The following is a 24769-nucleotide window of genomic DNA, read 5'->3' as shown; positions in this document are numbered from 1 at the left end:
CCCACCATCATTTGCTGAGACGTCAGTGGTGGGCACGCTTCGCTTTGCCCACCCTACGAAGTCAGACGCGCTCGATGATGGTCGCGGTGCCCATGCCGCCGCCGATGCACAGCGTCACCAGCGCGGTCGCCTTGTTGGTGCGCTCGAGCTCGTCGAGCACGGTACCGAGGATCATCGCGCCGGTGGCGCCAAGCGGATGGCCGAGCGCGATCGCGCCGCCATTGACGTTGATCTTGGCGTTGTCGATGTCGAAGGCCTGGATGTAGCGCAGCACCACCGAGGCAAAGGCCTCGTTGAGCTCGAACAGGTCGATGTCCGACTTCTTCATGCCCGAACGCGCGAACAGCTTTTCGGTGACGTCGACCGGACCGGTCAGCATCATCGCCGGCTCGGAGCCGACGTTGGCGAAGGCGCGGATCCTTGCGCGCGGCTTCAGGCCGTATTTCGCACCCGCTTCCTTGCTGCCGAGCAGCACGGCGCCGGCGCCGTCGACGATGCCCGACGAGTTGCCGGCGTGGTGCACGTAGTTCACGCGCTCGATTTCCGGGTGCGACTGCACCGCGACGCCGTCAAAGCCGCCCATCTGCGCCATCATCGTGAACGACGGCTGAAGCTGTGCCAGCGACTGCATCGTCGTCGAGGGCCGCATGTGCTCGTCCTTGGCGAGGATGGTGAGGCCATTGATGTCCTTCACCGGCACGACGGACCTGTTGAAACGGCCCTCGTCCCAGGCCTTGGCGGCGCGCTGCTGGCTCTGCACGGCATAGGCGTCGACGTCGTCGCGCGAGAAGCCGTACTTCGTGGCGATCAGATCGGCCGAGACGCCTTGCGGCATGAAGTAGGCCGGCACGGCCATCGACGGGTCCATCGGCCAGGCGCCACCGGAGGCGCCGATGCCGACGCGGCTCATGGATTCGGCGCCGCCACCGATCACCAGCTCATGCTGGCCGCTCATCACCTGGGCTGCGGCAAAATTCACGGCGTCGAGGCCGGAAGCGCAGAAGCGGCTGATCTGCACGCCGGGCACGGCTTCGCCGAGTCCGGCCTTGAGCGCCGCGAAGCGCGCGATGTCGCTGCCGGCTTCGCCGACGGGGTCGACCACGCCGAGCACGACGTCGTCCACCGAATCTTCCGGCAAATTGTTGCGGTCCTTCAGCGCCTTCAGCGGCACGGTGGCGAGCGCGAGCGCGGTGACCTCGTGCAGCGCGCCGTCTGCCTTGCCGCGGCCGCGCGGGGTTCGGACGTGGTCGTAAATATAGGCATCTGCCATGGGAGCCTCCTGATTGCAGTTATTGGTTACGACCGCGGCGCGGTCGGGATCATTGGCGAAGCGGGAAGCCTCAGAAAGCTTCCGCCGGCAGTTCCATGATGGTGGCGCAGCCGGCCTGGATGCGCGCGAGATTGGCGGCGGTCTCCGGCAGCATGCGTTCCATGAAGAAACGGCCGGTGACGAGCTTGGTCGAGAGATAGGGCGTCGCTCCGCTCGCGGCAATCTTCGCCTGCGTCACCTTGGCCATCTTCGCCCACATGTAGCCGAGCGTGACGAAGCCGAAGAGATGCAGGTAGTCGGTTGCGGCAGCACCCGCATTGTCGGGCTTTGCCATCGCGTTCTGCATCAGCCAGGTCGTGGCCTGCTGGAGATGGCCGAGCGAGGCCGAGAGCGGGGTGATGAATGGCTTGAGCCCCTCATCGCCGCCGTTCTCCTTAGCGAAGGCCATGACCTCGCCGAAGAAGGCCATGATGGCGCGGCCGCCGTCGCGCGGCAGCTTGCGGCCGACGAGGTCGAGCGCCTGGATGCCGTTGGCGCCCTCATAGATCATGGCGATGCGGGCATCGCGCACGAACTGCTCCATGCCCTGCTCGGCGATGTAGCCGTGGCCGCCATACATCTGCTGCGCCTGCACCGCGTTGGCAAAGCCGTAATCGGTGAGGAAGCCCTTCAGCACGGGCGTCATCAGGCCCATGTGGTCGTCGGCGGCCTGGCGGTCCTTGGGATCTTCGGAGCGATGGGCGACGTCGCTCTTCAGCGCGGTCCACATCACGAAGGCGCGCGCGGCCTCGTTGAAGGCGCGGATCGAGAGCAGCGTGCGGCGCACGTCGGGATGCACGATGATCGGGTCGGCCTGCTTGTCCGGCGCCTTGACGCCGGTCAGCGAGCGGCCCTGGATGCGCTCGCGGGCATAGGCGACCGCGTTCTGATAGGCGACCTCGGACTGCGCGAGACCTTGAACGGCGACGCCGAGGCGGGCCTCGTTCATCATCACGAACATGCCCTGCATGCCCTTGTTCTCTTCGCCGATCAGCCAGCCGGTGGCGCTGTCGTAGTTCATCACGCAGGTGGAATTGCCGTGAATGCCCATCTTGTGCTCGATCGAGCCGCACACCACGCCGTTGCGTGGGCCGACCGAACCGTCGGCATTGACCAGGAATTTCGGCACCACGAACAGCGACACGCCCTTGATGCCGGCCGGTGCGCCCTCGATGCGGGCGAGCACGAGGTGGATGATGTTGGGGGCGAGGTCGTGCTCGCCGGCCGAGATGAAGATCTTCGTGCCCGTGATCTTGAAGCTGCCGTCGGGCTGGCGGACCGCCTTGGTGCGGAGCATGCCGAGATCGGTGCCGCAATGCGGCTCGGTCAGGTTCATGGTGCCGGTCCACTCGCCCGCCACCATCTTCGGCACGTAGGTCTGCTTCTGCTCGGGCGAGCCGTGCACGATCAGCGCCGCGGTCGCGCCCATGGTGAGGCCGCCATACATCGAGAACGCCATGTTGGCGGAGATCTGGAATTCGTTGACCGCCTGGCTCAGCGTCACCGGCAGGCCCTGGCCGCCGAACTCGGTCGGTGCCGACAGGCCAAGCCAGCCACCCTCTGCCACTTGCTTGAAAGCGTCCTTGAAACCCTTCGGCGTGGTGACGCTGCCGTCATCGGCGCGCCTGCAGCCTTCGAGATCGCCAACACGGTTGAGCGGCTGCAGCACTTCTTCCGCAAGCTTCGCGGCTTCGCCGAGAATGGCTTCGCGCACGTCGCTCGACGCATCGGAGAAGCCGGCCAGATTGTCGTAGCGATCGATCTGGAAGACGTCGTTGAGCAGGAAGTTCACGTCTTCGACGGGGGCTTTATAGATCGGCATGATGGTCTCCCGGCAGGCGGTCTGAAGTGATGATGTTGGCTTATGACTGGGCGGCGGCCAACTGCTCCGCCATCAGGCGGTGCAGCATGTTGATCGCCTTGAGCGGACGCACCATCACCTTGAAATGGGTGATGCGTCCCTCGGCATCGAAGGTGATGATGTCGACACCGTTGATCTCGATGCCGTCGATGACATTCTTGAATTCGAGCACCGCGCCATTGGCGCTTTTCCACTCGCCGACATAGGTGAAGCCGGGACCGCCGAGCACCTTCTCGGCACTGGCGAGATATTTGAAGGTGATGTCGCGTCCACGCTGCGGCGAATGCACCACGGGGCTTTCGAACACGGCGTCAGGATGGAGCAGGTCCCAGAGCGCGGCGCGGTCGTGGGACTTCATAAAGGCGTACCAGGAGTCGAGGCCGGTCATTGTCAGGGTGCTCCCTAGTTAAAGGCCTTGGCAAAAAACTCGAAAACAACCCCATGCACAGTAGCGCGAAGGGCTGGTACAGCGGGTCTGAAGCCCGTCTCATATGCATATTGACGCATATGCACCGATGCGCATAAAGTCAAGTCAATTGGTCGGGACCTCGAAAGGGAGCTGGTGCCATGGCGCTCGGCGACGCAATCCTCGCATGCCTGACGGAACGTCCGATGACGGGCTACGAGCTCGCCAAGACATTCGATTCCTCTATCGGCTTCTTCTGGAAAGCCGACCACCAGCAAATCTACCGCGAGCTCTCGAAGCTGCGCGACCGCGGCTACATCCAGGGCCGCGAGGTCGTGCAATCGGGCAAGCCCAACAAACTGATTTATACGCTGACTCCCGAGGGCCGAACAGCGCTGCGGCACTGGGCCGCGCGGCCGAGCACACCGCCCTCGATCAAGGACGACCTGCTGGTGCGGCTGCACGCGCTCGACAGCATCGACATCGAGCCCATGCGCACCGATCTGATGGCCCGGCTGGAGCACCACCGCGACCGGCACGAGAATTACGAGCGGATCCTCAAGAAGCGATTTCCGGAGGGCTCGGCGTCGGGCGTGCTCGACCTCGGCAATCTGCTGCTGCTTCAGCTCGGTGCCCGCCACGAGCAGATGGTGGCCGATTTCTGCGAAGAGGCGCTCCAGGCGCTATCGGCGATGAGCGGCAAGGGCAAGGTCGTGCCGCTGGAGGACGGCAAGCGCGAGGGGAAGGGCTGAGCCTGCGCAGCCCTAGTACTTCGTGACGACCGGCTTATCCCAGTTGAACCGGACATTGACGCCGGCGCGGACGATGTCGTCCGTCAGCCTGACGTCGCGCGTGACGGCGCCGCTGATCGGCGGATCGACATATCGTTTGCTGCCAAAATCGACGTGCACATATTCGAGCTTGAGGGTCACGGCGCCCCAGGTATCGACATAGGCCGCCCATTCACCACCGAGCCCGGCCGCCAGGCCGGTGCGGGTCTGGGAGCTGGTGACCTGCACCACTTGGTTGGACACGGTGACCTCGGTACCGGCGAAGGCGATACCGGCCGTGCCATAGATCAGAAACTGATCGAGCGCGTAACCGACACGGCCGCGGAACATATCGATCCATTTTTCCCGCGTGCCGCTCGTCACCCCGACGTTGAAGGGCGGCAGATCCTGCACCTTGCCGTGCTGGTTGGTCCATGACGCGTCGTTCTCGAAGCCGAGCACGGTCTTTTCGATCTGGAATCGCAGCCGAAGACGCCGCCCGCGACGGCAGCACCGCTGAGATTGAAAGTCCCTGTGATCGTTGGCCCGGAGTCGTCGCCGGCGCGCCGGACATGCTCGCTCTTGCCCCAGTTGCCGCCGCCCTGGATGCCGACATAGCAGCTGGTCCAATTGTATCCCGCGGGCGCCGGTGCCTTCACCGCAGGCGCTGCCGCCGGGGCATCGGCGGCAACGGCATGCGATGCCAGTCCGGCCGCCATCGCGGCCACGAGCAACCTTTTCATGTCAGCCAACAATCCAGTCAGGCAAGAACCCGCCCGTGGATCGGGCCGCTCTCTATCCATTGAGACGTGCGGATCGGGCGCGTGGCGAAATCTTTGTCGGGACGCGGCTTTGGGGCGGGGCCAGCGGCGGCAATTGGGTTCCCGGCGCCCAACTTTAAGACACCGGCAACGCGTTCCTTAACCCGTTATTTACCGTAACAGGAAAAAGTCGGTTTTCGAGGCAGACGACCCGCGCCAAATCCGATTGTCTTCACAACCGGCACGCGTGGGGAGGCTGGAGGCGCCGGGTGGGGCGCCGGAGTCGGAACCGGACAGAGTCATGAATTCGCGCGTATCGTGGAGTGTTGACGGCATCGATCCATCCGTCAGGGAGCGGGCCGAAGCTGCTGCGCGTCGTGCCGGCATGTCACTCAACGATTGGCTGAACTCCACGCTCGGCGAGACGGCCCCGCCGAATTTTCGCGGACCTTACGATCAACGCCAAGAACAACGTCAAGACCAGCGTCAAGAGCAGCGCCAGGATCAGCGCCCGCAACAGATGCCGAGCCAGGAGAGCCGCGACGTCGCCGATATCCACCAGCGGCTCGACGCGATCACCCAGCAGATCGAACGGATTTCAAAGCCCGCGCCGCGCCAAGATGCTTCACGACAGGACGCGTCGCGACCAGACGTCTCGCGCGAGCAGGGCGTCGCGCGCCAGCTCAACGACGCGATCTCGCGGCTCGATGCGCGGCTGTCGCAAATCTCAAAGCCGCAGCAGCCTCAGCGGCCGGCACCGGCTCCGGCACCCGTCGAGACGCGCCAGCGCCAGGCCGATATGGTCGAGCGCGCGGCCGCACAGGTCTATCGCAATTCACCTCCCTTGAGCCCCGCATCGTTCGACGTTGCCGTCGCCGAGATCACGGCCCGGCAGAGCGAGCTCGACGGCTTTACGCCGCGGCAGATACCGCCACGCGCAGCGCCCTCGATTGCACCGGCGGCAGCTCCTTTCGCGCCCCCGATGGCGCCGCCCGCGCCTGCCTATGCACCGCCGCCCCCGCAGCCGGGGCCGGATTTCTCGTCGCTCGAGCGCCATTTGCTCAAGATCACGAGCCAGATCGAGTCGCTTCAGCGCCCTGACAACACCGAGCAGGCAATCAACGCCTTCCGCAGCGAGCTTGCCGAGATCCGCCACGCCATCACCGAGGCGATGCCGCGCCGCGCGATCGAATCGATCGAGAACGAGATCCGCTCGCTGCATCGTCGTATCGACGAGACCCGCTCGTCCGGGACGGATGGCCAGGTCCTGTCGGGCATCGAGCACGCGCTGTCCGAGATCAAGCAGGTGCTGCGCACGCTGACGCCGGCCGAGCAGCTCACCGGCTATGACGAGGCGATCCGCAATCTCGGCGCCAAGCTCGATCTGATCCTGCGCGCCAATGACGACCCGTCGACGGTGCGCCAGCTCGAAGGCGCGATCTCGGCGCTGCGCGGCATCGTCTCCAACGTCGCTTCCAACGAAGCGCTGGCGCGTCTTTCCGAAGACGTGCAGCTGCTGTCGTCCAAGGTCGACCAGGTCACCCGCTCGTCCGGCCCCAGCGACAGCTTTGCCGTGCTGGAGCAGCGCATCGCGGCGCTCACCGCCGCGCTGGAAACGCGCGAGCGGCCGCAGCCCACCGAGAGCAGCGAGCATCTCGAAGCCGCGATCCGCGCGCTGTCGGACCGTTTCGACCGCATGCAGGTCGGCAACGATTCCGCGTCGACCTTTGCGCATCTCGAACAGCGGGTCTCGTATCTGCTGGAGCGGATCGAAGCTGCCTCCGATCCGCGCAACGGCAATCTAAGCCGCGTCGAGGACGGGCTGCACGACATCCTGCGGCATCTGGAACGGCAGCAGGCGACCTATTCCGCCCTCGCCGAAAGCCGCAATTCGGCACCGTCTGCCGATTCCGGCATGGTCGATCTGGTCAAGCGCGAGCTCTCCGACATCCGCTTCAGCCAGGCCGAGACCAACCGCAGCACCCAGGATTCGCTCGAGGCCGTGCACAGCGCGCTCGGCCATGTCGTCGATCGCCTCTCGATGATCGAGGGTGATCTGCGCGCGGTGCGCACGGCGCCGCCGGCACCCGCACCGCAGCCGATGCCCAGTTCGACGTCCGTGTCGATGCCGATGGCCGCGCCCATGGAGCCCGCGCCTGTCGCGCGCGAGCCGTGGCAGCAGCCGCAGCAGCAGCCGAAATACGATCCGAAGCCGGAGCTGCAGAACCCGGCCGCCGCGCAACAGCCGCCACAGGGCGCCTTCGTCGCCGCGCCGCGCGAATTCCATGCCGCCGCACCGGCCGCGCCGCCGCCGGTGCCAACGGCACCGCCCGTTCCGCCGCGTGCGATCAGCGAGATCCTCGAGCCGCACACGGCGCCCGCGCGCGCCGCGCTCGCACCGGAATTGCCGCCGGACCATCCGCTCGAGCCGGGCACACGGCCGGGCGGCCGCGTCGCCACGCCCTCGGAGCGCATTGCCGCGTCCGAAAGCGCGATCAGCGAAATCCCCGCCGCGCCGAAAGAGCCGGTGTCGTCGTCGAGCTTTATCGCGGCCGCACGCCGCGCCGCGCAGGCCGCCGCCGCGCAGCCGGAAAAGCCGGCCCGCGGTGCCAAGGCAAGTGCAAAGGCAGCTGCCAAGGCGGCCATCGCAGGCCGCACCAAGGACAAGGGCCAGGAAGGCGGCTCGACCATCACCTCGAAGATCCGCTCGCTGCTGGTCGGCGCCAGCGTGGTCGTGATCGTGCTCGGCACCTTCAAGATGGCGATGAACCTGCTCGATGGCGGCAGCCCGCCACCGTCACCGCAGGCGATGGAGAATTCGTCGAGCGCGCCCGCGCCGCAGGCTCCGCCGCCGCCGGTCGAGACCAGGCCTGCCACGCCCGAGCAGGTCACGCCGTCGATGACCTCGCCGACGCCGATCGGGAAGCAGTCGCTGAACAATCCCGCGCCGGCTCCCGTGGCAGGGGCGGGCAGCTCGGCTTCGGTCGAAATCCCGCCGGTCCCCGCGACGCCACCACCGCCTGCGGCGAGCAACGACGTCACCGGCGCGCTGTCGGGCGCGAGCCGCGCGAGGCTTGGCATGATCCAGGTGCCGCCGAGCGAGAAGCTCCCTGACGGCATCGGCGGTCCGGTGCTGCGCACCGCCGCGATGAAGGGCGATGCGACCGCGGCCTACGAGATCGGCGTGCGCTTTGCCGAGGGCAAGGGCGTCGCCGCGAATTACGATGAAGCCGCCAAATGGTACGACCGCGCGGCGCAGGCCGGCGTGGTGCCCGCGACCTTCCGCCTCGGCACGCTCTACGAGAAGGGCCTCGGGGTGAAGAAGGACGCCGACATCGCCCGCCGCTACTACACGCAGGCTGCCGAGCGCGGCAACGCCAAGGCGATGCACAATCTCGCGGTGCTCGACGCCGACGGCGGCGGACGCGGCGCCAATTACAAGAGCGCGGCGCAGTGGTTCCGCAAGGCCGCCGATCGCGGCGTCGCCGACAGCCAGTTCAACCTCGGCATCCTCTATGCCCGCGGCATCGGCGTGGAGCAGAACCTCGCCGAATCCTACAAATGGTTCACTCTCGCGGCCGCCCAGGGTGACGCGGATGCGTCCGGCAAGCGCGACGACGTTGCCAAGCGGCTCGATCCGCAGTCGCTCGCCGCCGCCAAGCTCGCGATCCAGACTTTCAGTGCCGAGCCGCAGCCCGACGACGCCGTCAACGTTCCCGCCCCGAACGGCGGCTGGGACAGCGCGCCGCAGGCGAACGCAAAGCCCGCGCCGAAGCCGGTCGCGACCAAGCGCTCGGCGTCGGCGGCGCACTAAGCGCACTCTCACTCCTCATGGTGAGGAGCGCGCCCTGGCGCGCGTAGCGGACGATGCTTCGCATCGCCGCGAGAACCGTGCAGGCCCCCACCACCGATCCGGGCCTCGCCCTTCGAGACGCCTGCTGCGCAGGCTCCTCAGGGTGAGGGGAGACAGCTCGCGCGCCACGTTCACCACGCCCTAAATTCATGGTCCCGCCCGACAACGAATTCCGCTATTGAGGGGCGCGGCAATCGTTCCGACCGTCCGGCGAGCATTCCCGCGCAATCGATCCATTTCGCCGGAGTGTGGTCCTTCGATGCAGCTCTATCTCCCGATCGCCGATCTGCCGGTCAACATCTTCCTGGTGCTGGCGATGGGCGCGGCGGTCGGCTTCGTCTCCGGCATGTTCGGGATCGGCGGCGGCTTCCTGATGACGCCGCTTCTGATCTTCATCGGGATCACGCCGGCGGTCGCGGTCGCCTCCGTTGCGAGCCACATCGCGGCCTCCTCGTTTTCCGGCGCGCTGTCCTACTGGCGGCGGCGTGCGATCGATCCGGCGCTGGCGAGTGTGTTGTTATGCGGCGGCGTCACCGGCACGGCGCTCGGGGTGTGGACCTTCACGCAGCTTCGCGCGCTCGGCCAGCTCGATCTGATGATCGCGTTGTCCTACGTGGTGCTGCTCACCACCGTCGGCAGCCTGATGTTCTCCGAGGGCCTGCGCGCCCTGATGCGGACCCGTCGCGGCGCGGTGCCGCCACGGCGCACGCACAGCTGGATCCACGGCCTGCCGCTGAAAATGCGGTTCAAGCGCTCGAAGATCTATCTCTCGGTTATTCCTGTCGTGATCGTCGGCATCGTGATCGGCTTCATCGGCGCCATCATGGGCATCGGCGGCGGCTTCATCCTGGTGCCGATCATGATCTACCTGCTGCGGGTGCCGACCTCGACCGTGATCGGGACCTCGATGGTCCTGACGCTGGTCACGATGCTGTTCGCGACCTTGCTGCACGCGGTGACCAATCACCTCGTCGACGCGGTGCTGGCGCTGATCCTGATGGTCGGCGGCGTCACCGGTGCACAGTTCGGCGCCCGCGCCGGCCAGAAGATCCGGGGCGAGCAGCTGCGGCTGTTGCTGGGCCTGCTGATCCTTTCGGTCGGCGTCCGCTTCGCCATCGAGCTGGTGATCCGGCCCGAGGATCTCTTCACCATCCGCGAATTGGGAGTGAGCGGATGATGCGCGCAGCTCTCGCGGTCCTTCTCGTCCTGCTGCTCGGCTCAGTCGCGCGTGCCGAGCGACTGATCGTGTCGGTCTCCAACCATCGTGTCACGGTGACGCCGAACTATTCCGGCGAGGAATTGGTGCTGTTCGGCTCGGTCGAGAAGGACGCCTCCACGCCCGCGGACCGCAAGAGCTACGATCTCGTCGTCACCGTGATGGGCCCGCGCGCCGACATGGTGACGCGACGCAAGGAGCGCACCTTCGGGATCTGGATCAACACCGACTACCGGCAGTTCCTGGCGGTGCCGAGCTATCTCGCGCTGTTCGCCAACCGCCCCTTCGATGTCATCACCTCACCCGAGATCGCGCGGCGGCAGCAGATCGGGCTCAATAACGTGCTGCTGACCCAACGGGTCAGCGGCGACTATGCCGACGTGGTGCCGAACGATGTGTTCCGCTCGGCCTTCATCCGCCTGCGAACCCAGAAAGGTCTCTATCGCGAGGACCCGAGCGCGGTGACGTTCCTGACACCGACGCTGTTCCGTACCGGCATTCCACTGCCGGAGGAGGTGCCGATCGGCACCTATGAGGTGGAAATCAAGCTGTTCGCGAACGGCGCGTTAGTCACCAAGACCGAGACCGCGTTCGAGATCGTCAAGGTCGGCTTCGAGCAGTTCGTCGCGACCAGTGCGCGGCAGCACGGGCTGATCTATGGGCTCGTTACGGCCGCGATGGCGCTGATGACGGGCTGGATGGCGTCGATCGTGTTTCGGAAGGATTAGCGTCCGTCATTGCGAGGAGCACCACTCTCTCCTCCCGTCATCGCCCGGCTCGACCGGGCGATCCAGTATTCCAGAGGCCTTCGTCGAATAGCTCGCTCTCGCAACGACCGCCGCGGCGTACTGGATGCCCCGGTCCCGGCTCCGCCAAGGCTACGCCGGGCCACAAGCTCGCCCGGCCGCCGAAGCTTCAGCGAAGGCGGCAAGCCGGGGCATGACAGCTGAGGCTCACGGCGCCTCAACCACCGTCGGCACGCCCGGCACCAGCAATCGCAACCGGGTCCCGAAGCCGAGCACATCAAAGGTCTTGCGCAGATCCTCGCCGTCCTGGCGGAAATGCGCCCAGCCCTCGGTATGCAAGGGCACGATCATCGCATCCGGAAAGGCGCGCGCCGTCTCGATGGTGTCGTTGGTGTCCATGGTGAGATGGAACGGCCCGCGGGTTTGCGCCGCGCCCGCGAACGGCAGCACCACGCCGCATTTGAAGCGGCGCGCGACCTCGGCGACGCCGTCGAACCAGGTGGTGTCGCCGCTGATGTAGACGTCGCTCGTGTCCGTCCGGCTCGAGGACACCACGAAGCCGATGACGTCGCCCGACAGCGGCTCGATGCCGGCCGGGCCGTGGCGCGCGGGCGTCGCGGTGATCGTCAGCGTGTTGCCGTCACGGTCCTTCAGATGCGAGGTCGCCCAAGGCGCGAGGCCCTCGACATGGCCGCCCAGGCGTTTTGCGCCGGCCTCGGTGGTCAGCACGCGCTTTGCGTGTTTGAGAAACGCGCGGCCGGAATTGTCGAGATTGTCCGAGTGCTGGTCGTGGCTGAGCAGGACGGCATCGATCGGGCCGATCGCGTCGGCCTTCAGTGCGGGGCCGATGGTCTTTTCCAGCGTCACATGCGGCAGCTGGTAGGCGCCGGGCGCATCGAAGGTCGGGTCAGTGAGCAGGCGGAAGCCGTCGATCTCGATCAGCGCAGTGGGGCCGCCGATCAGGGTGATGGAAATGGGCATCAGAAAGCTCCTCTTACGCGACGGGCTTTGCGGGGCGCGTCACCAGGTAAATGCCGAGCGCGACCGGGATGATGCCGAGCAGGTCGCGGGCCTCGACATGCTCACCGAGCACGATGTAGGCGAACAGCATGCCGAGCGGCGGCATCAGGAAATGATAGGCGCTCGCAGCCGTTGCGCCACACACTTTCAGGAGATGAAACCAGAGCCAGTAGGCGAGGATCGAGCCGCCGAGCACGAGGAACGCGAAGGCGCCGACCAGGCCCGGGGTGAAATCAATTGCGTGGACGTCGGCGAAGGTGAACGCGACCGGCGTCAGCACGATGCCGGCGGCGAGGTTCTGCACGCCGTTGCCGATCCACAGGCTTCCCTTCGGCGCGAGCAGTTTGAACAGAATCGTGCCGGCGACGATGGAGGCGAGCGAGGCCAGGGTGAAGACGATGCCGTGCAGGGAGTCGGTGCCGACCGACAGGCGATGCCAGACGATCAGGGTCACGCCGATGATGCCGAGCAGGAGACCGCCCGCCTTGCGCCAGGTCATGCCTTCGCCAAGCAGCAACGCAGCGAGCGCCGCCGTGAAGACCGGATTGGCCGAGACGATCAGGCCGCCGAGGCCGGCGGAGACCGATTGCAGGCCGGTGTAGCCGAGCCCGAGATAGAGTGCGTTGTTGGCGATGCCGAGCACGGCGAAAATCGCGGCATCGCGCCAGGACAATGACCAGCCATCACCGCGGATCAGCGTCGCACCGAGGATCAAAATGCCGGCGAGCGAGAAGCGCGCGGCGAGCAGAATCAGCGGCGGGCAATGGGTGACGCCGATCTTGCCGGCGACGAAGGCATAGCTCCAGAGCAGGCAAAACACTCCGATGGCGAGCGGCAGCGTGTTGAACCGGCTGGGGGCTGCGGGAAGCGAGGTGGCGAGCGACATGAGGGCATTCTCCTGAGCCCTCGATCTAGGGAGACGGCTTGTCATTTGGAAATTAAATGATTAACTTCCGATCAGTGGATTTTCGAATGGATGCGGCCATGCTCGACCTAGAGCTCCTGCGCAGCTTCGTCTCGGTGGTCGAGGCCGGCGGCTTCACCCGCGCCGGCGAGCGCGTCCACCGCACGCAATCGACCGTCAGCCAGCAGATCAAGCGGCTGGAGGAGGACGTCGGCCAGCTGCTCTTGCACCGCGATGGCAAGGACGTGCGTCCCACTGAGGCCGGCGAACGGCTGCTGTCCTACGCGCGGCGGCTGCTCACGCTCGCCGAGGAGGCGCGCGACGTGCTGCGCGAGCCCGACAGCGAGGGCGCGATCCGGCTCGGCATCCCCGAGGATTTTGCGGCGTACCGGCTGGCAAAACTGCTCGGCGCCTTCTCGCGCTCACATCCGGGCCTGCGAATGGATGTGCGCGCCGACCAGAGCAAGAACCTGTCCCGCGACCTCGAACGCGGCGAGCTCGACCTGGCGCTGTTCAAGCGTGAGGCCGGCGCGAAAGGCGCTATCGCGGTGTGGCCGGAGCGGGTGCACTGGGTCACGAGCAAGAGCCATCCGGTCGACGTCAACGCCTCGTCCGTGCCGCTGATCGGATTTCCGCTCGGCTGTCTCTATCGCGCCGGCGCCATCCACGCGCTGGAAAGCGCGGGTCGCGCCTGGCACATGTCCTACTCCTCGTCGAGCCTTGCCGGCATCCAGGCGGCGGTTGCCGCCGGCATGGGCCTGAGCATTTTGTCTGAGATGTCGATCCAGTCCGACCACCGCGTGCTGACGGCAAAGGACGGTTTTGAGCCGATCAACCGGACCGAAGTGGCGCTGATGGCTTCGCCCGACGCCAGCCCCGCAACGCTGCGGCTTGCGGATCGGCTCGCGGAGTTCTGCGACGATGTACAGGCCAAGGCGGCGTGATCACTCCGCGGCAATCACTGTGAGTTCCGGCCACAACGCCTTCCATCGCGCGGCCTTCACCGCGTAACTCGCCGCAGAGAAGTTCGGGCCCGGATTGGGCCGCGCGATCAATCCGGTTATGTCGTCGAAGCCGTGCGGCGCGTAGACCTCAAAGCCGTCGCCTGCGTGCCTCACACCGACTTGCGTGTTCTGGGTGAGGAAACGGTCGATGCCGTCGGTCGAGCAGGTTAGAGGCGGATAGGGCAGGCCGTGCTTGCCGGGATACCAAAGGTGCACGCGCGCCTGGTTGCGGGTCTCGATCCTGACGCCGAGATGCGAGAGCCGCGCGTGCAGCGTGCGGATCACCGTGTCCTCCGCCTCCCATGAGGTGTCAGGATCGAAATAGAACACGTCGTAATCGGCGATGCCATGATCGACCGCGCGGTCCGTGAGTACGTTCCACGCCGTCTGCACCAGGCACCCCGACACAAGCCACGCATCGGGAAGCGCGAGCGAGGCGAGCTCGCCGATGATTGCAACATTGACCGGGTTCTTCAGCGCCAGTGCTAGGAAGCGGTCGCGATCCATCGCGGCCATCATTCACGCGCTGGCATCGAACGCGGCGCGCGCCGTCTTCGAGGCGAGGCCACGCCAGCGCCGCCGCAGGAACGGCTCGACGATCGCGCGCTTCGCCTTGGACAGGCGGATCAGCACGATCGGATAGTCGGCGTAGTGATCGGTGAAATAAAAGATTTTTGGCTGGCTCTCGACCAGCATCGCGCGCTCGTCGATTGGAACGTCGGGCATGACGAGACTGTCGCCGTCCTCCTTCAGCCGCGCCAGCATCTTCTTGCGCACTTTCAGCGCGGGCGTGCCGTAGGAGGTGCCGTCCTCGACCTCCGGCCACGTCAGCGCAAATTTTCTGACGTCGTCGAAGGTCACGAGATCAGCTCAGTGCACGGCGGTGAAGAATCGCGCGAGCCGGAAGCCGGAGAGCCAGGTCCACACCGGCTGGCCGCGCATGCCGAGATCCCAGGAGCCGAGCACGGCATCCGCGCGTCCGACCAGATTGTCGATCGGCAGCAGGCCGACGCCGCCGGAGCGCAAGGGCACGCGGCTGTCGGCGGAATTGTCGCGGTTATCGCCGAGCACGAAGAGGTGGCCGGGCGGCACCGTCACTTCAGGCGTGTTGTCGAGCGGACCGTTGTCGCGCATCTTGAAGATCAGATGCGACACGCCGTTCGGCAGCGTCTCTATGTAGCGGTAGGCCGGCTCGCTGCCGCCATTGTCGTCTTCGGCGGCGCCAACACCATCCGGCTTCAGCTCGGCGGGACGGTCGTTGATGAAGAGCTGGCCCTGCCGCATCTGGATGCGGTCGCCGGGCAGACCCACGACGCGCTTGACCCAGGCCTGCGAGCGATCGCCGGGCCAGCGGAACACGACGACGTCGCCTTGCTTCGGCGTCTCCGCGAAGACGCGGCCGCTTTCGGGCAGGTTGATCTGGATCGGCAGCGACGAGGTGCCGTAGCCATACGGGAATTTCGAGGCGAGCAGCGCATCGCCGATCAGGAGCGTCGGCTCCATCGAACCCGACGGCACGTAGAACGGCTCGGCGAGCGCGCCCTTGGCGATGAACACGGCGGCGACGATGCCGGCGAGCTGCATGAGCTGACCAGCCCAGCCGCTGCTCTTCCGCTTGGCGGTGACAGTTACCTTCTCAACGCTCATGCGCCCGTTCCACCTACAGTAATACGTTCCATCAGAAGCGACGGCTGGCCGACGCCGACGGGCACGCCCTGACCGTTCTTGCCGCAAGTGCCGATGCCGGTATCCAGCGCGAGATCGTTGCCGATCATGCGGATGCGGTGCAAATCGGTCGGTCCGTTGCCGATCAGCATGGCGCCCTTCAGCGGCGCGCCAATCTTGCCGTTCTCGATCTTGTAGGCCTCGGTGCACTGGAACACGTATTTGCCCGAGGTGATGTCGACCTGGCCGCCGCCGAAATTCGCGGCGAAGACGCCGTTCTTCACGGACGCCAGGATCTCGGCCGGATCGCGGTCGCCCGCGAGCATGTAGGTGTTSGTCATGCGCGGCATCGGCACATGGGCGTAGCCCTGGCGGCGGCCGTTGCCGGTCGGCTTCATGTTCATCAGGCGCGCGTTCTGGCGGTCCTGCATGTAGCCGACCAGAATGCCGTCCTCGATCAGCACGGTGCGGTTGGTCGGCGTGCCCTCGTCGTCGATCGACAGCGAGCCGCGGCGCGAGGCAATGGTGCCGTCGTCGACCACGGTGACGCCCTTGGCCGCGACCTGCTGGCCCATCAGGCCGGCAAACGCGGACGTCTTCTTGCGGTTGAAATCGCCTTCGAGGCCGTGGCCGACCGCCTCATGCAGCATCACGCCGGGCCAGCCGGCCCCAAGCACGACGTCCATTTCGCCGGCGGGGGCGGGGATCGATTCCAGATTGACCAGGGCTTCGCGCAGCGCTCCGTCGGCGGCGTCGCGCCAGTTCTTACTCTCGATGAATTCGGCATAGCCGGCGCGGCCGCCATAACCCTTGCTGCCGCTCTCCTGGCGGTCGCCCTGACCGGCGACGACGGAGACGTTGACGCGCACCAGCGGGCGAATGTCGCGATAGCTCTCGCCGTCGGGGCGCAGGATCTCGACGACCTGCCAGGTCGCACCCAGGCTGACACTGACCTGCCGCACCCGCGGATCCTTGTCGCGCAGATAGGCGTCGATCTCGGCGAGCAGCTTCACCTTGGTCTCGAAGCCCGGCGCATCCAGCGGATTGTCGTCGGCGTAGAGCCGCACATTGGTATGCGCCGGCGGGGCCGCAAAGCTGCCCGAATAGCCGCCGCGCACGGCCGCGACCGCGTCGGCGGCGCGAATCAGCGCCGGCAGCGAGACGTCGGAGGAATGGGCATAGCCGACCGCGTCGTCCTTGACGGCGCGCAGGCCAAAGCCCTGCGAGGTGTCATAGGTCGCCTGCTTCAGCCGCCCATTGTCGAACATCAGCGCTTCGGTCTGGCTGTATTCGAGGAACAGTTCGCCGTCGTCGGCACCGGCAAGCCCGCGTGCGACCTCGTTGCGGACCTGGTCGCGGTCGAGATTGGCGCGGTCGAGCAGGGAGGTTGTGGCTGGATTGGTCATGCGTCCGTCCATTATCGAAAGATGTAGGGCAAGATAATGGTTTCCCGGCGGTTCCGCGAGGGTGCCAGGTGCCACATTACGAAACGATAGGATTCGCCGCGCGCGGACGCGCCTGCCACCCTACGGCAGCTTGTCATAGCCCTCGCCGAGCCCGTTCAGGCTGAGCGGGAAGCCGATGCCTTCTTCCGGGGTCTCGAAGATGATGAAGGTCGCGGTCTTGGCGGTGCGGAGCTGGCCGAGCAGCTTGTCGTCCATGACGACCTCGGCGACGCAGCCATTGGGCAGGCAGCGGACGAAGCCGGCGCGGCCGACGTCCTGGTTGTCGAGCTTCAGCCCGAGGCCGGAGGGCAGCAGCACGCCGAGCGGGGCCACCACCCGCATCAGCCGGCTCTTCTGGTCGGCCGTCTTGAGCACGATCACGGTGAGGCCGGCGTTGGAGCGGTCTTCGGCCACCACGCTCTGGATCAGGGCGCATTGCTCGGTCTGGGCGCCGGGCGGGGTGTCGCAGCGGATCTGCCAGTCGCCATGGACGGAGCGCACCGCGCCCTGCGCATGGGCGAGGCCCGGCAGCGCCATGACTACGACCACCGCCAGCAGGGCCGCTAGCATCGTGAGGCCGCTTGCCTGCCTTGCCATGCTTCTCGAAAACCCCATCGGGTCGGTCCCTCTGCTCGCCTGGGTCGCTCACGCCTGGCGGACTGATACGGGAATGACGGCGTCTTGAAGGCGATTCGCAAGCAAATTCCGCGCCGCCCACACCGCCATCGCCCGCACGAATCAGGTTCCTGCGCGGCTGTCTGCCAGTGCCTACCGCGGGCAATGCCGCTGTCAAGCCGCGGCATCCCGGGAAACGGTATTTTTCTCTGATGTTACTAGGAAATATCTTGCGGGTGATGGCTGACAGACGGGGCTCAAGACTGCATTGCGATAGATCAAGAATTATGGTTTGAGAGGCTTGATTTCGGCGTTCTAGCGATCTGGCCCCAATTCCTCTTAGAGGTATTCTTGCGCGGCGGTTTGTCAGACGGGCGGATCGAATAAGCGTTTCCCGGAAATAGGGGGATGCACTTGGGGTGATTTCGTTAGGGGAGCGCGAACGGCATGAGGATGTCGATGGGCCAGGTTGGCCGGCACTTGCTGGGATTGGCCGTGGCGGGTCTGACGCTGGCGACGGGCGGTGCGACATTCGCCGCTGAGCTCGGGCAACCGGCGCCGTGGGAGTGGACGCTTCAGCAATCCGCCTCTCCGGTGATGGACAACATCGTCTGGTTCCACAATTTCCTGTTCGTGCTGATCACGCTGATCACGCTGTTCGTTCTGGCGTTGCTGGTGATCGTGGTCATGAAGTTCAACGCGAAGGCCAATCCGGTGCCGTCGCGGACCACGCACAACACGCTGATCGAGGTGGCCTGGACGCTCGTGCCGGTGCTGATCCTGGTCGGTATCTCGGTGCCGTCGTTCCGCCTGCTGTTCCTCGAGCTCGACGTGCCGAAGGCGGATTTGACCATCAAGGCCACCGGCAAGCAGTGGTACTGGTCCTATGCCTATCCTGATAACGGCAAGTTCGAGTTCGACTCGCTGATGGCCCAGGACAAGCAGCCCCGTCTGCTCGGCGTCGACAACGAGATGGTGGTGCCGGTCAACAAGGTGGTTCGTGTCCAGGTCACCGGCGCGGACGTCATCCACGCCTTTGCGCTGCCGGCTTTCGGCGTCAAGATCGACGCCATTCCGGGGCGGCTGAACGAGACCTGGTTCAAGGCCACCAAGACCGGCATGTTCTACGGCCAGTGCTCGGAGCTCTGCGGCAAGGACCACGCCTTCATGCCGATCGCGATTCGCGTCGTGGAGGACAAGGAGTTCGCCTCCTGGGTCGAAACGGCGAAGAAGAAATATGCGAGCGGCGGCACCAGCACTTTCGCCTCCGCGGCCGGCCCGACGCAGTAAGCGCCGGACGACGGCTCGAGGGGACTGAAAGCGACATAAAGGGTGGGACCGCACAAGGTCCGAACGGGACGCAAGGCAGGATTTGAAAATGGCAACGAGCGCAGCGACACACGGCGATCACGCGCAAGACCACGGACATGACGAGCACGCCCATCCGACCGGATGGCGGCGCTACGTCTATTCGACCAACCACAAGGACATCGGTACGATGTACCTGATCTTCGCGGTCATCGCCGGCGTGATCGGTGCCGCGATGTCGATCGCGATCCGTGCCGAGCTGATGTATCCGGGCGTGCAGATCTTCCACGAGACGCACACCTATAATGTGTTCGTGACCTCTCACGGCCTGATCATGATCTTCTTCATGGTCATGCCCGCAATGATCGGCGGCTTCGGCAACTGGTTCGTGCCGCTGATGATCGGCGCGCCCGACATGGCGTTCCCGCGCATGAACAACATCTCGTTCTGGCTACTGCCGGCCTCCTTCGCGCTGCTGCTGATGTCGACCTTCGTCGAGGGCGAGCCGGGTGCCAACGGCGTCGGCGCCGGCTGGACCATGTACGTGCCGCTGTCGAGCTCCGGCCATCCGGGCCCGGCCGTCGACTTCGCGATCCTGTCGCTGCATCTGGCGGGCGCCTCGTCGATCCTCGGCGCSATCAACTTCATCACCACGATCYTSAACATGCGCGCGCCKGGCATGACCMTGCACAAGATGCCGCTGTTCGTGTGGTCGATCCTGGTGACGGTGTTCCTGCTGCTGTTGTCGCTGCCGGTGCTCGCCGGTGCGATCACCATGCTGCTCACCGACCGCAATTTCGGCACGACGTTCTTCGCGCCCGATGGTGGCGGCGATCCCGTGCTGTTCCAGCATCTGTTCTGGTTCTTCGGTCACCCTGAAGTGTACATCCTGATCCTGCCCGCCTTCGGCATGGTCAGCCAGATCGTCTCGACCTTCTCGCGCAAGCCCGTGTTCGGCTATCTCGGCATGGCCTACGCCATGGTGGCGATCGGCGGCATCGGCTTCGTGGTCTGGGCGCACCACATGTACACGGTCGGCATGTCCTCGGCGACGCAGGCCTATTTCGTCGCCGCGACCATGGTCATCGCGGTTCCGACCGGCGTGAAGATCTTCTCGTGGATCGCCACGATGTGGGGCGGCTCGATCGAGTTCCGTGCCCCGATGATCTGGGCGGTCGGTTTCATCTTCCTGTTCACGGTCGGCGGTGTCACCGGCGTCGTGCTGGCGAACGCGGGCGTCGACCGCGTGCTCCAGGAGACCTACTACGTCGTTGCGCACTTCCATTACGTGCTGTCGCTCGGTGCGGTGTTCGGGATCTTTGCCGGCTGGTACTACTGGTTCCCGAAGATGTCGGGCTACATGTACAACGAGACGCTGGCCAAGGCGCACTTCTGGGTCACCTTCATCGGTGTGAACCTTGTGTTCTTCCCGCAGCACTTCCTCGGCCTGTCGGGCATGCCGCGCCGCTACGTCGACTATCCCGACGCGTTCGCCGGCTGGAACCTGGTCTCCTCGGTCGGCTCCTACATCTCCGGCTTCGGCGTGCTGATCTTCCTCTACTGCGTGTTCGACGCCTTCGCGAAAAAGGTGCCGGCCGGCGACAATCCGTGGGGTGCGGGCGCGACCACGCTGGAATGGACGCTGCCTTCGCCGCCGCCCTTCCATCAGTTCGAAGTGCTGCCCCGCGTGCAGTAAGCCAACGCTCGCGGCGCCCGTGACGGGCGCCGCGGCTCTGTAACGAAGCGAGTCAAAACTAGTGTCCGTCCTCGACCACAACGCCATCGACATCGATCCCCGCATCTCCGAAGCGGAGGTGGGCGACTACATTGCGCTGCTCAAGCCGCGGGTGATGTCGCTGGTGATCTTCACCGCGCTGGTCGGACTGGCGATGGCGCCCGGGCATTTCCACCCGGTGCTGGCCATCACCTCGCTGCTCTGCATCGCGGTCGGTGCCGGCGCGTCCGGAGCGCTCAACATGGCGCTCGAGGGCGATATCGACGCCAAGATGTCGCGCACGGCAAACCGGCCGATTCCGCGCGGCCGCATCACCCGTCCCGAGGCGATGGCGTTCGGCATGACGCTCGCCTTCTTCTCGGTGATGACGCTCGGCATCCTCGTCAACTGGATCGCCGGCGCGCTGCTCGCCTTCACCATCTTCTTCTACGTCGTGATCTACACGATGATCCTGAAGCGCCGGACCGCACAGAACATCGTGATCGGCGGCGCCGCCGGTGCGCTGCCGCCGGTGGTGGCGTGGGCCGCGGTGACGGGCACGGTCGACGTCGAGCCGCTGCTGCTGTTCGCCATCATCTTCTTCTGGACGCCGCCGCACTTCTGGGCGCTGGCGCTGTTCCGCTCCGACGACTATGCGCGTGCCGGCATTCCGATGCTGCCCAACGTCGCCGGTCCCGACGCGACGCGGCTTCAGATCCTGCTCTACACCATCGTGCTGATCGCGGTCGCCGCCGCCCCGTGGGCGCTCGGCTATTTCGACGCCATCTACGGCATCGTCTCGCTGATCCTCGGCGCCGGCATGCTTGTGCTCGCGATCAACGTCTATGTCCGCCGCGAGCGCAGCCAATCGCTGCGCGCGACCCGCAAGCTGTTCGCCTTCTCCATCCTTTATCTGTTCGCGCTGTTTGCGACCCTGCTGGCCGAAGTCGTGTTCCGGGCGCTTGCTCCGATGGTAGGGGGCGCATGATCGCTGGAATGGCCGACAAACCTGAGATGAATGGAATCGTCCTCACGGAGGCGCAGAAGAAGAGCCGCCGCCAGCGCTCGATCGCGATCGCGCTCGCGCTCGGCGTGCTCGTGGTGCTGTTCTTCGCCGTCACCATCGTCAAGGGACCGGCAGTCCTCGTCCGGCCGATGTAGGAAGCATGGATCGAGAGCCCACCATATCGCGGGATCAGAACCGGACGGCCAACAAGGGGCGTGGGCCTTCCAAGGGTCTTGGCCGCGATGTGCTGGTCGCCTCGATCTGCGGCGGCGTGGTGGCGCTGATGGTCGGTGCCTCCTACGCGGCGGTGCCGTTCTACAACTGGTTCTGCCGCGCCACCGGCTTCAACGGCACGACGCAGGTCGCGACGTCCGCGCCCGCCACCGGCCCGATCGCGCGGAAGATCGCGGTGCGCTTCGATTCCAACGTCGCGCCCGGCCTGCCCTGGAAGTTCGAGCCGGAGCAGAGCGAGATCGAGGTCAATATCGGCCAGGTCGTGACCGTCTTTTACACCGTGACCAACCAGGCCGCGCGCACCACCGCGGGCCAGGCGGCCTACAACGTCGCCCCGCTGACGGTCGGCTCCTACTTCCAGAAGATCAACTGCTTCTGCTTCACCGAACAGACCATGGCGCCCGGCGAGAAGCGCGAGATGCCGGTCGTGTTCTACGTCGATCCGTCGATCGCCGACGATCACGAGAACGACGGGCTGAACACGATCACGTTGTCCTACACGTTCTATCCGGTGCGCGATCCCGTGGTGAAGCCGCTGGCGTCGGGCGAAGACGACAAACGCAAGGGAAATCTCTGACCGCCGGGCTCATGCCGCGGGGGTTGGACACAAGGGGATAAGTGCCGGACAGGCACGGGATTGAGGAGAGAGACCGCAAATGGCAACGGCGCACACCAAGCATCACGACTACCACCTGGTGGATCCCTCCCCGTGGCCCGTCGTCGGCTCCATCTCGGCCTTTGTCATGGCGGTCGGTGCGATCACCTGGATGCACCACATGTTCTCGGCCGCGCCGATCATCTTCGGTGCCGGCACCGTCGGCGTGATCTACACCATGGCGAGCTGGTGGGCCGATGTGATCAAGGAAGCCCAGTACAAGGGCGATCACACCCGCGTCGTGCAGCTGCATCACCGCTACGGCATGATCCTGTTCATCGCCTCCGAGGTGATGTTCTTCGTCGCCTGGTTCTGGGCCTATTTCAACGCGGCGCTGTTCCCGGCCGACGCCGTCCATGCCACGCGCGACGCCGTGTTCGGCTGCGGTCTCGGCACCGCGGCTGGCGCCTGCGCCGTGCCCGGCACCTGGCCGCCGCATGGCATCGAGACCTTCGATCCGTGGCATCTGCCGCTCCTGAACACGCTGATCCTGCTGACATCAGGCACCACCGTGACCTGGGCGCACCATGCGTTGCTCGAGAACGATCGCCAGGGCCTGAAATACGGCCTGATCCTCACCGTCGTGCTCGGCGCGCTCTTCACCTGCGTGCAGGCCTATGAGTACAGCCACGCGGCGTTCTCGTTCGGCGGCAACGTCTATGGCGCGACCTTCTTCATGGCGACCGGCTTCCATGGTTTCCATGTGCTGGTCGGCACCATCTTCCTGCTGGTCTGCCTGTTCCGCGCCTATGCCGGCCACTTCACCCCGACACAGCACCTCGGCTTCGAGTTCGCCGCCTGGTACTGGCACTTCGTCGACGTGGTCTGGCTGTTCCTGTTCCTCTGCATCTATGTGTGGGGACACGGCGCCGAGACCATGGCCCACGGCGCGCACTGAGCCGCATTGGACCGATCAGAAAGGGCGGCCGCAGGGCCGCCCTTTCGCTTTTGGGTCGCCGGAAGCTTCGGCGGAAGCTGTGATTGAGCGTTTTCGAGCGAAGTGGATACCGGTTCGCGTGAAGAAAACGCGTCAAAACAAGAATCTAGAGCTTCGGTTCTGATTCAATCAGAACCGATAATGCTCTAGAGTCCGTCATCATGAACGATACCGCCGGCCCATCCGAGCCCGAAACGACCGTCCTGCAAAGCGCGCTGCGCGGGCTTGCCTGCAAGTGCCCGCGCTGCGGCCAGGGCAAGCTCTATGCGGGTTTCCTGACGCTCGCGCCCAGCTGCGACCGCTGCGGCCTCGACTATGCCTTCATCGACACCGGCGACGGTCCTGCGATCTTCATCATCATGCTGGCCGGCGGGATCGTCGTTGCGTGCGCGCTGATCGTCGAGGTCAAATACCAGCCGCCGTACTGGCTGCATGCCGCGCTGTGGCTGCCGCTGATCCTCGTGACCACGCTCTTGCCGCTGCGCGCGATGAAGTCGCTGCTGATCGCGCTGCAATTCCACCACAAGGCGGCGCCGGGCCGGCTGGTCGACCGCGCGAAATGAACGAGACCGCGCGCAAGCCCCGCGTGGCCGGCTTCGCGCTGTTCACGCTTTTCCTGGCCGCCGTCTTGGTCGCGCTCGGCGTCTGGCAATTGCAGCGCCGCGTCGCGAAACATCAGTTGATCGCCGCATTGACCGAGCGTCTCGCGGCGGCACCTGCTGCGTTGCCGCCGCCGTCGCAATGGAGCACGCTGACGCCGGAGCGGGACGAATTCCGTCGGGTCACATTTACGGCGACCTACGAGTCCCGTCTGGATGCGATGGTCTACAGTTCCGGCTCCGCCATCCGCTCCGACATTTCCGGCCCCGGCACCTGGGCTTTCCTTCCCGCACGGCTGCCTGGCGGCGATATGGTCGCGGTCAACGCGGGCTTCGTGCCGAACACCCAACAGGACCGCGCCCTGCAGGATCGGGCGGTCGCGCGACTCATTACCAACAAGCCGGCGATGTTGACCGGCTACGTCCGTTTCCCCGAAACAGCCAGCGTGCTGATGCCTGACGCTGAGCGTGACAAACGGCTGTGGTTCACCCGCGATCATCTCGCCATGTCCCGGGCGCTCGGCTGGGGCACGGTCGCGCCGTTCTACATCGACCTGGAGCGGCCGGTGCCGGAGAACGGCATTCCGCGTCCCGGCCCGCTCGACGTGCATCTGAAGGACGATCATCTGCAATACGCCATCACCTGGTTCGCGCTCGCCGGCGCGGTGCTGATCGCATTCGGCGTCTGGGCGAGGGGACGGCGGCACCCGACCTGAAATTTTCCGTAGGTTCCTGGAGGGA

General features: G+C 65.7%; 24 protein-coding genes. 13 read left to right on the top strand and 11 right to left on the bottom strand.

What is annotated here, in order from left to right; genetic code table 11:
* Positions 1–61: 61 nt before the first annotated feature.
* The 3 genes from AB4Z51_RS12280 to AB4Z51_RS12270 form a co-directional block, all read right to left on the bottom strand.
* The gene (locus AB4Z51_RS12280) at positions 62–1270 is read right to left on the bottom strand and encodes an acetyl-CoA C-acetyltransferase (protein ID WP_441497474.1); all 1209 of its coding nucleotides are present in this window, start codon (positions 1268–1270) and stop codon (positions 62–64) included.
* Between the two features lie 70 nt (positions 1271–1340).
* Entirely contained in the window at positions 1341–3131 is a 1791-nt protein-coding gene (locus AB4Z51_RS12275; protein ID WP_441497473.1) for an acyl-CoA dehydrogenase C-terminal domain-containing protein, read from the bottom strand.
* Positions 3132–3171: 40 nt separating this feature from the next.
* Entirely contained in the window at positions 3172–3558 is a 387-nt protein-coding gene (locus tag AB4Z51_RS12270; protein ID WP_028151642.1) for a nuclear transport factor 2 family protein, read from the bottom strand.
* Positions 3559–3737: 179 nt separating this feature from the next.
* Between AB4Z51_RS12270 and AB4Z51_RS12265 the strand changes: the two genes are divergently transcribed.
* Positions 3738–4328, top strand: coding sequence for a PadR family transcriptional regulator (locus AB4Z51_RS12265; protein ID WP_441497472.1), 591 nt, complete (start codon positions 3738–3740; stop codon positions 4326–4328).
* Positions 4329–4340: 12 nt separating this feature from the next.
* Here AB4Z51_RS12265 and AB4Z51_RS12260 read toward each other — a convergent pair whose 3' ends face one another.
* Positions 4341–4976 carry an outer membrane protein gene (locus tag AB4Z51_RS12260; RefSeq protein WP_441497471.1) on the bottom strand — a complete coding sequence of 212 codons (636 nt, stop codon included), beginning with the start codon at positions 4974–4976 and terminating at the stop codon, positions 4341–4343.
* A 432-nt stretch (positions 4977–5408) separates the two neighbouring features.
* Between AB4Z51_RS12260 and AB4Z51_RS12255 the strand changes: the two genes are divergently transcribed.
* The 3 genes from AB4Z51_RS12255 (at position 5409) to AB4Z51_RS12245 (ending at position 10904) form a co-directional block, all read left to right on the top strand.
* A complete protein-coding gene (locus AB4Z51_RS12255; RefSeq protein ID WP_441497470.1) occupies positions 5409–8921 on the top strand; it encodes a hypothetical protein in 3513 nt (1170 codons plus the stop codon).
* Positions 8922–9219: 298 nt separating this feature from the next.
* Entirely contained in the window at positions 9220–10137 is a 918-nt protein-coding gene (locus AB4Z51_RS12250; RefSeq protein WP_071916904.1) for a sulfite exporter TauE/SafE family protein, read from the top strand.
* The gene (locus tag AB4Z51_RS12245; RefSeq protein ID WP_441497469.1) at positions 10134–10904 is read left to right on the top strand and encodes a TIGR02186 family protein; all 771 of its coding nucleotides are present in this window, start codon (positions 10134–10136) and stop codon (positions 10902–10904) included. The genes AB4Z51_RS12250 and AB4Z51_RS12245 overlap by 4 nt, the downstream gene beginning before the upstream one ends.
* 225 nt (positions 10905–11129) lie before the next feature.
* Here the strand turns inward: AB4Z51_RS12245 and AB4Z51_RS12240 are convergent, their stop codons facing one another.
* Entirely contained in the window at positions 11130–11903 is a 774-nt protein-coding gene (locus AB4Z51_RS12240; protein WP_247316323.1) for an MBL fold metallo-hydrolase, read from the bottom strand.
* Positions 11904–11916: 13 nt separating this feature from the next.
* Positions 11917–12828, bottom strand: a complete 912-nt coding sequence (locus tag AB4Z51_RS12235; protein WP_441497468.1) for a DMT family transporter — start codon at positions 12826–12828, stop codon at positions 11917–11919.
* 98 nt (positions 12829–12926) lie between these two features.
* On the opposite strand from AB4Z51_RS12235, the gene AB4Z51_RS12230 reads away from it, so the two are divergent.
* Positions 12927–13790, top strand: a complete 864-nt coding sequence (locus tag AB4Z51_RS12230; RefSeq protein WP_441497467.1) for a LysR family transcriptional regulator — start codon at positions 12927–12929, stop codon at positions 13788–13790.
* Here AB4Z51_RS12230 and AB4Z51_RS12225 read toward each other — a convergent pair whose 3' ends face one another.
* The 5 genes from AB4Z51_RS12225 to AB4Z51_RS12205 form a co-directional block, all read right to left on the bottom strand.
* Positions 13791–14357, bottom strand: coding sequence for a nucleotidyltransferase family protein (locus tag AB4Z51_RS12225; protein ID WP_441497466.1), 567 nt, complete (start codon positions 14355–14357; stop codon positions 13791–13793).
* A gap of 12 nt (positions 14358–14369) precedes the next feature.
* The gene (locus tag AB4Z51_RS12220; protein ID WP_354245661.1) at positions 14370–14711 is read right to left on the bottom strand and encodes an MmcQ/YjbR family DNA-binding protein; all 342 of its coding nucleotides are present in this window, start codon (positions 14709–14711) and stop codon (positions 14370–14372) included.
* Between the two features lie 9 nt (positions 14712–14720).
* On the bottom strand, positions 14721–15497 hold the full coding sequence (gene lepB / locus AB4Z51_RS12215) for a signal peptidase I (protein WP_063980763.1): 777 nt from the start codon (positions 15495–15497) through the stop codon (positions 14721–14723).
* Entirely contained in the window at positions 15494–16921 is a 1428-nt protein-coding gene (gene tldD / locus AB4Z51_RS12210; RefSeq protein WP_441497465.1) for a metalloprotease TldD, read from the bottom strand. The genes lepB and tldD overlap by 4 nt, the downstream gene beginning before the upstream one ends.
* 120 nt (positions 16922–17041) lie before the next feature.
* Positions 17042–17575 (bottom strand): invasion associated locus B family protein, encoded by a 534-nt coding sequence (locus AB4Z51_RS12205; RefSeq protein ID WP_166345719.1) that lies wholly within the window; start codon positions 17573–17575, stop codon positions 17042–17044.
* A gap of 447 nt (positions 17576–18022) precedes the next feature.
* Here AB4Z51_RS12205 and coxB point away from each other — a divergent pair, with 447 nt between their 5' ends.
* The 8 genes from coxB to AB4Z51_RS12165 all read left to right on the top strand — a co-directional run bounded on the left by coxB (position 18023) and on the right by AB4Z51_RS12165 (position 24744).
* Positions 18023–18865: a cytochrome c oxidase subunit II gene (gene coxB / locus AB4Z51_RS12200; protein WP_071916897.1), complete on the top strand. Its 843-nt coding sequence runs from the start codon at positions 18023–18025 to the stop codon at positions 18863–18865.
* 88 nt (positions 18866–18953) lie between these two features.
* Positions 18954–20579, top strand: coding sequence for a cytochrome c oxidase subunit I (gene ctaD, locus AB4Z51_RS12195; protein WP_441497464.1), 1626 nt, complete (start codon positions 18954–18956; stop codon positions 20577–20579).
* Positions 20580–20640: 61 nt separating this feature from the next.
* On the top strand, positions 20641–21585 hold the full coding sequence (locus tag AB4Z51_RS12190) for a heme o synthase (RefSeq protein WP_166076593.1): 945 nt from the start codon (positions 20641–20643) through the stop codon (positions 21583–21585).
* Positions 21582–21758, top strand: coding sequence for a hypothetical protein (locus AB4Z51_RS12185; RefSeq protein WP_014498510.1), 177 nt, complete (start codon positions 21582–21584; stop codon positions 21756–21758). Before AB4Z51_RS12190 ends, AB4Z51_RS12185 begins: the two co-directional genes overlap by 4 nt.
* A gap of 5 nt (positions 21759–21763) precedes the next feature.
* Positions 21764–22414 carry a cytochrome c oxidase assembly protein gene (locus AB4Z51_RS12180; RefSeq protein WP_208089095.1) on the top strand — a complete coding sequence of 217 codons (651 nt, stop codon included), beginning with the start codon at positions 21764–21766 and terminating at the stop codon, positions 22412–22414.
* Between the two features lie 79 nt (positions 22415–22493).
* On the top strand, positions 22494–23390 hold the full coding sequence (locus AB4Z51_RS12175; protein WP_208067435.1) for a cytochrome c oxidase subunit 3: 897 nt from the start codon (positions 22494–22496) through the stop codon (positions 23388–23390).
* A gap of 200 nt (positions 23391–23590) precedes the next feature.
* Entirely contained in the window at positions 23591–23992 is a 402-nt protein-coding gene (locus AB4Z51_RS12170; protein WP_441497463.1) for a DUF983 domain-containing protein, read from the top strand.
* Positions 23989–24744 (top strand): SURF1 family protein, encoded by a 756-nt coding sequence (locus AB4Z51_RS12165; protein WP_441497462.1) that lies wholly within the window; start codon positions 23989–23991, stop codon positions 24742–24744. Before AB4Z51_RS12170 ends, AB4Z51_RS12165 begins: the two co-directional genes overlap by 4 nt.
* Positions 24745–24769: the final 25 nt, after the last annotated feature.

The organism is Bradyrhizobium sp. 2TAF36 (assembly GCF_052114925.1).
Taxonomy (GTDB): Bacteria; Pseudomonadota; Alphaproteobacteria; order Rhizobiales; family Xanthobacteraceae; genus Bradyrhizobium; species Bradyrhizobium barranii.
This window is presented reverse-complemented; position numbering and strand designations above follow the sequence as displayed.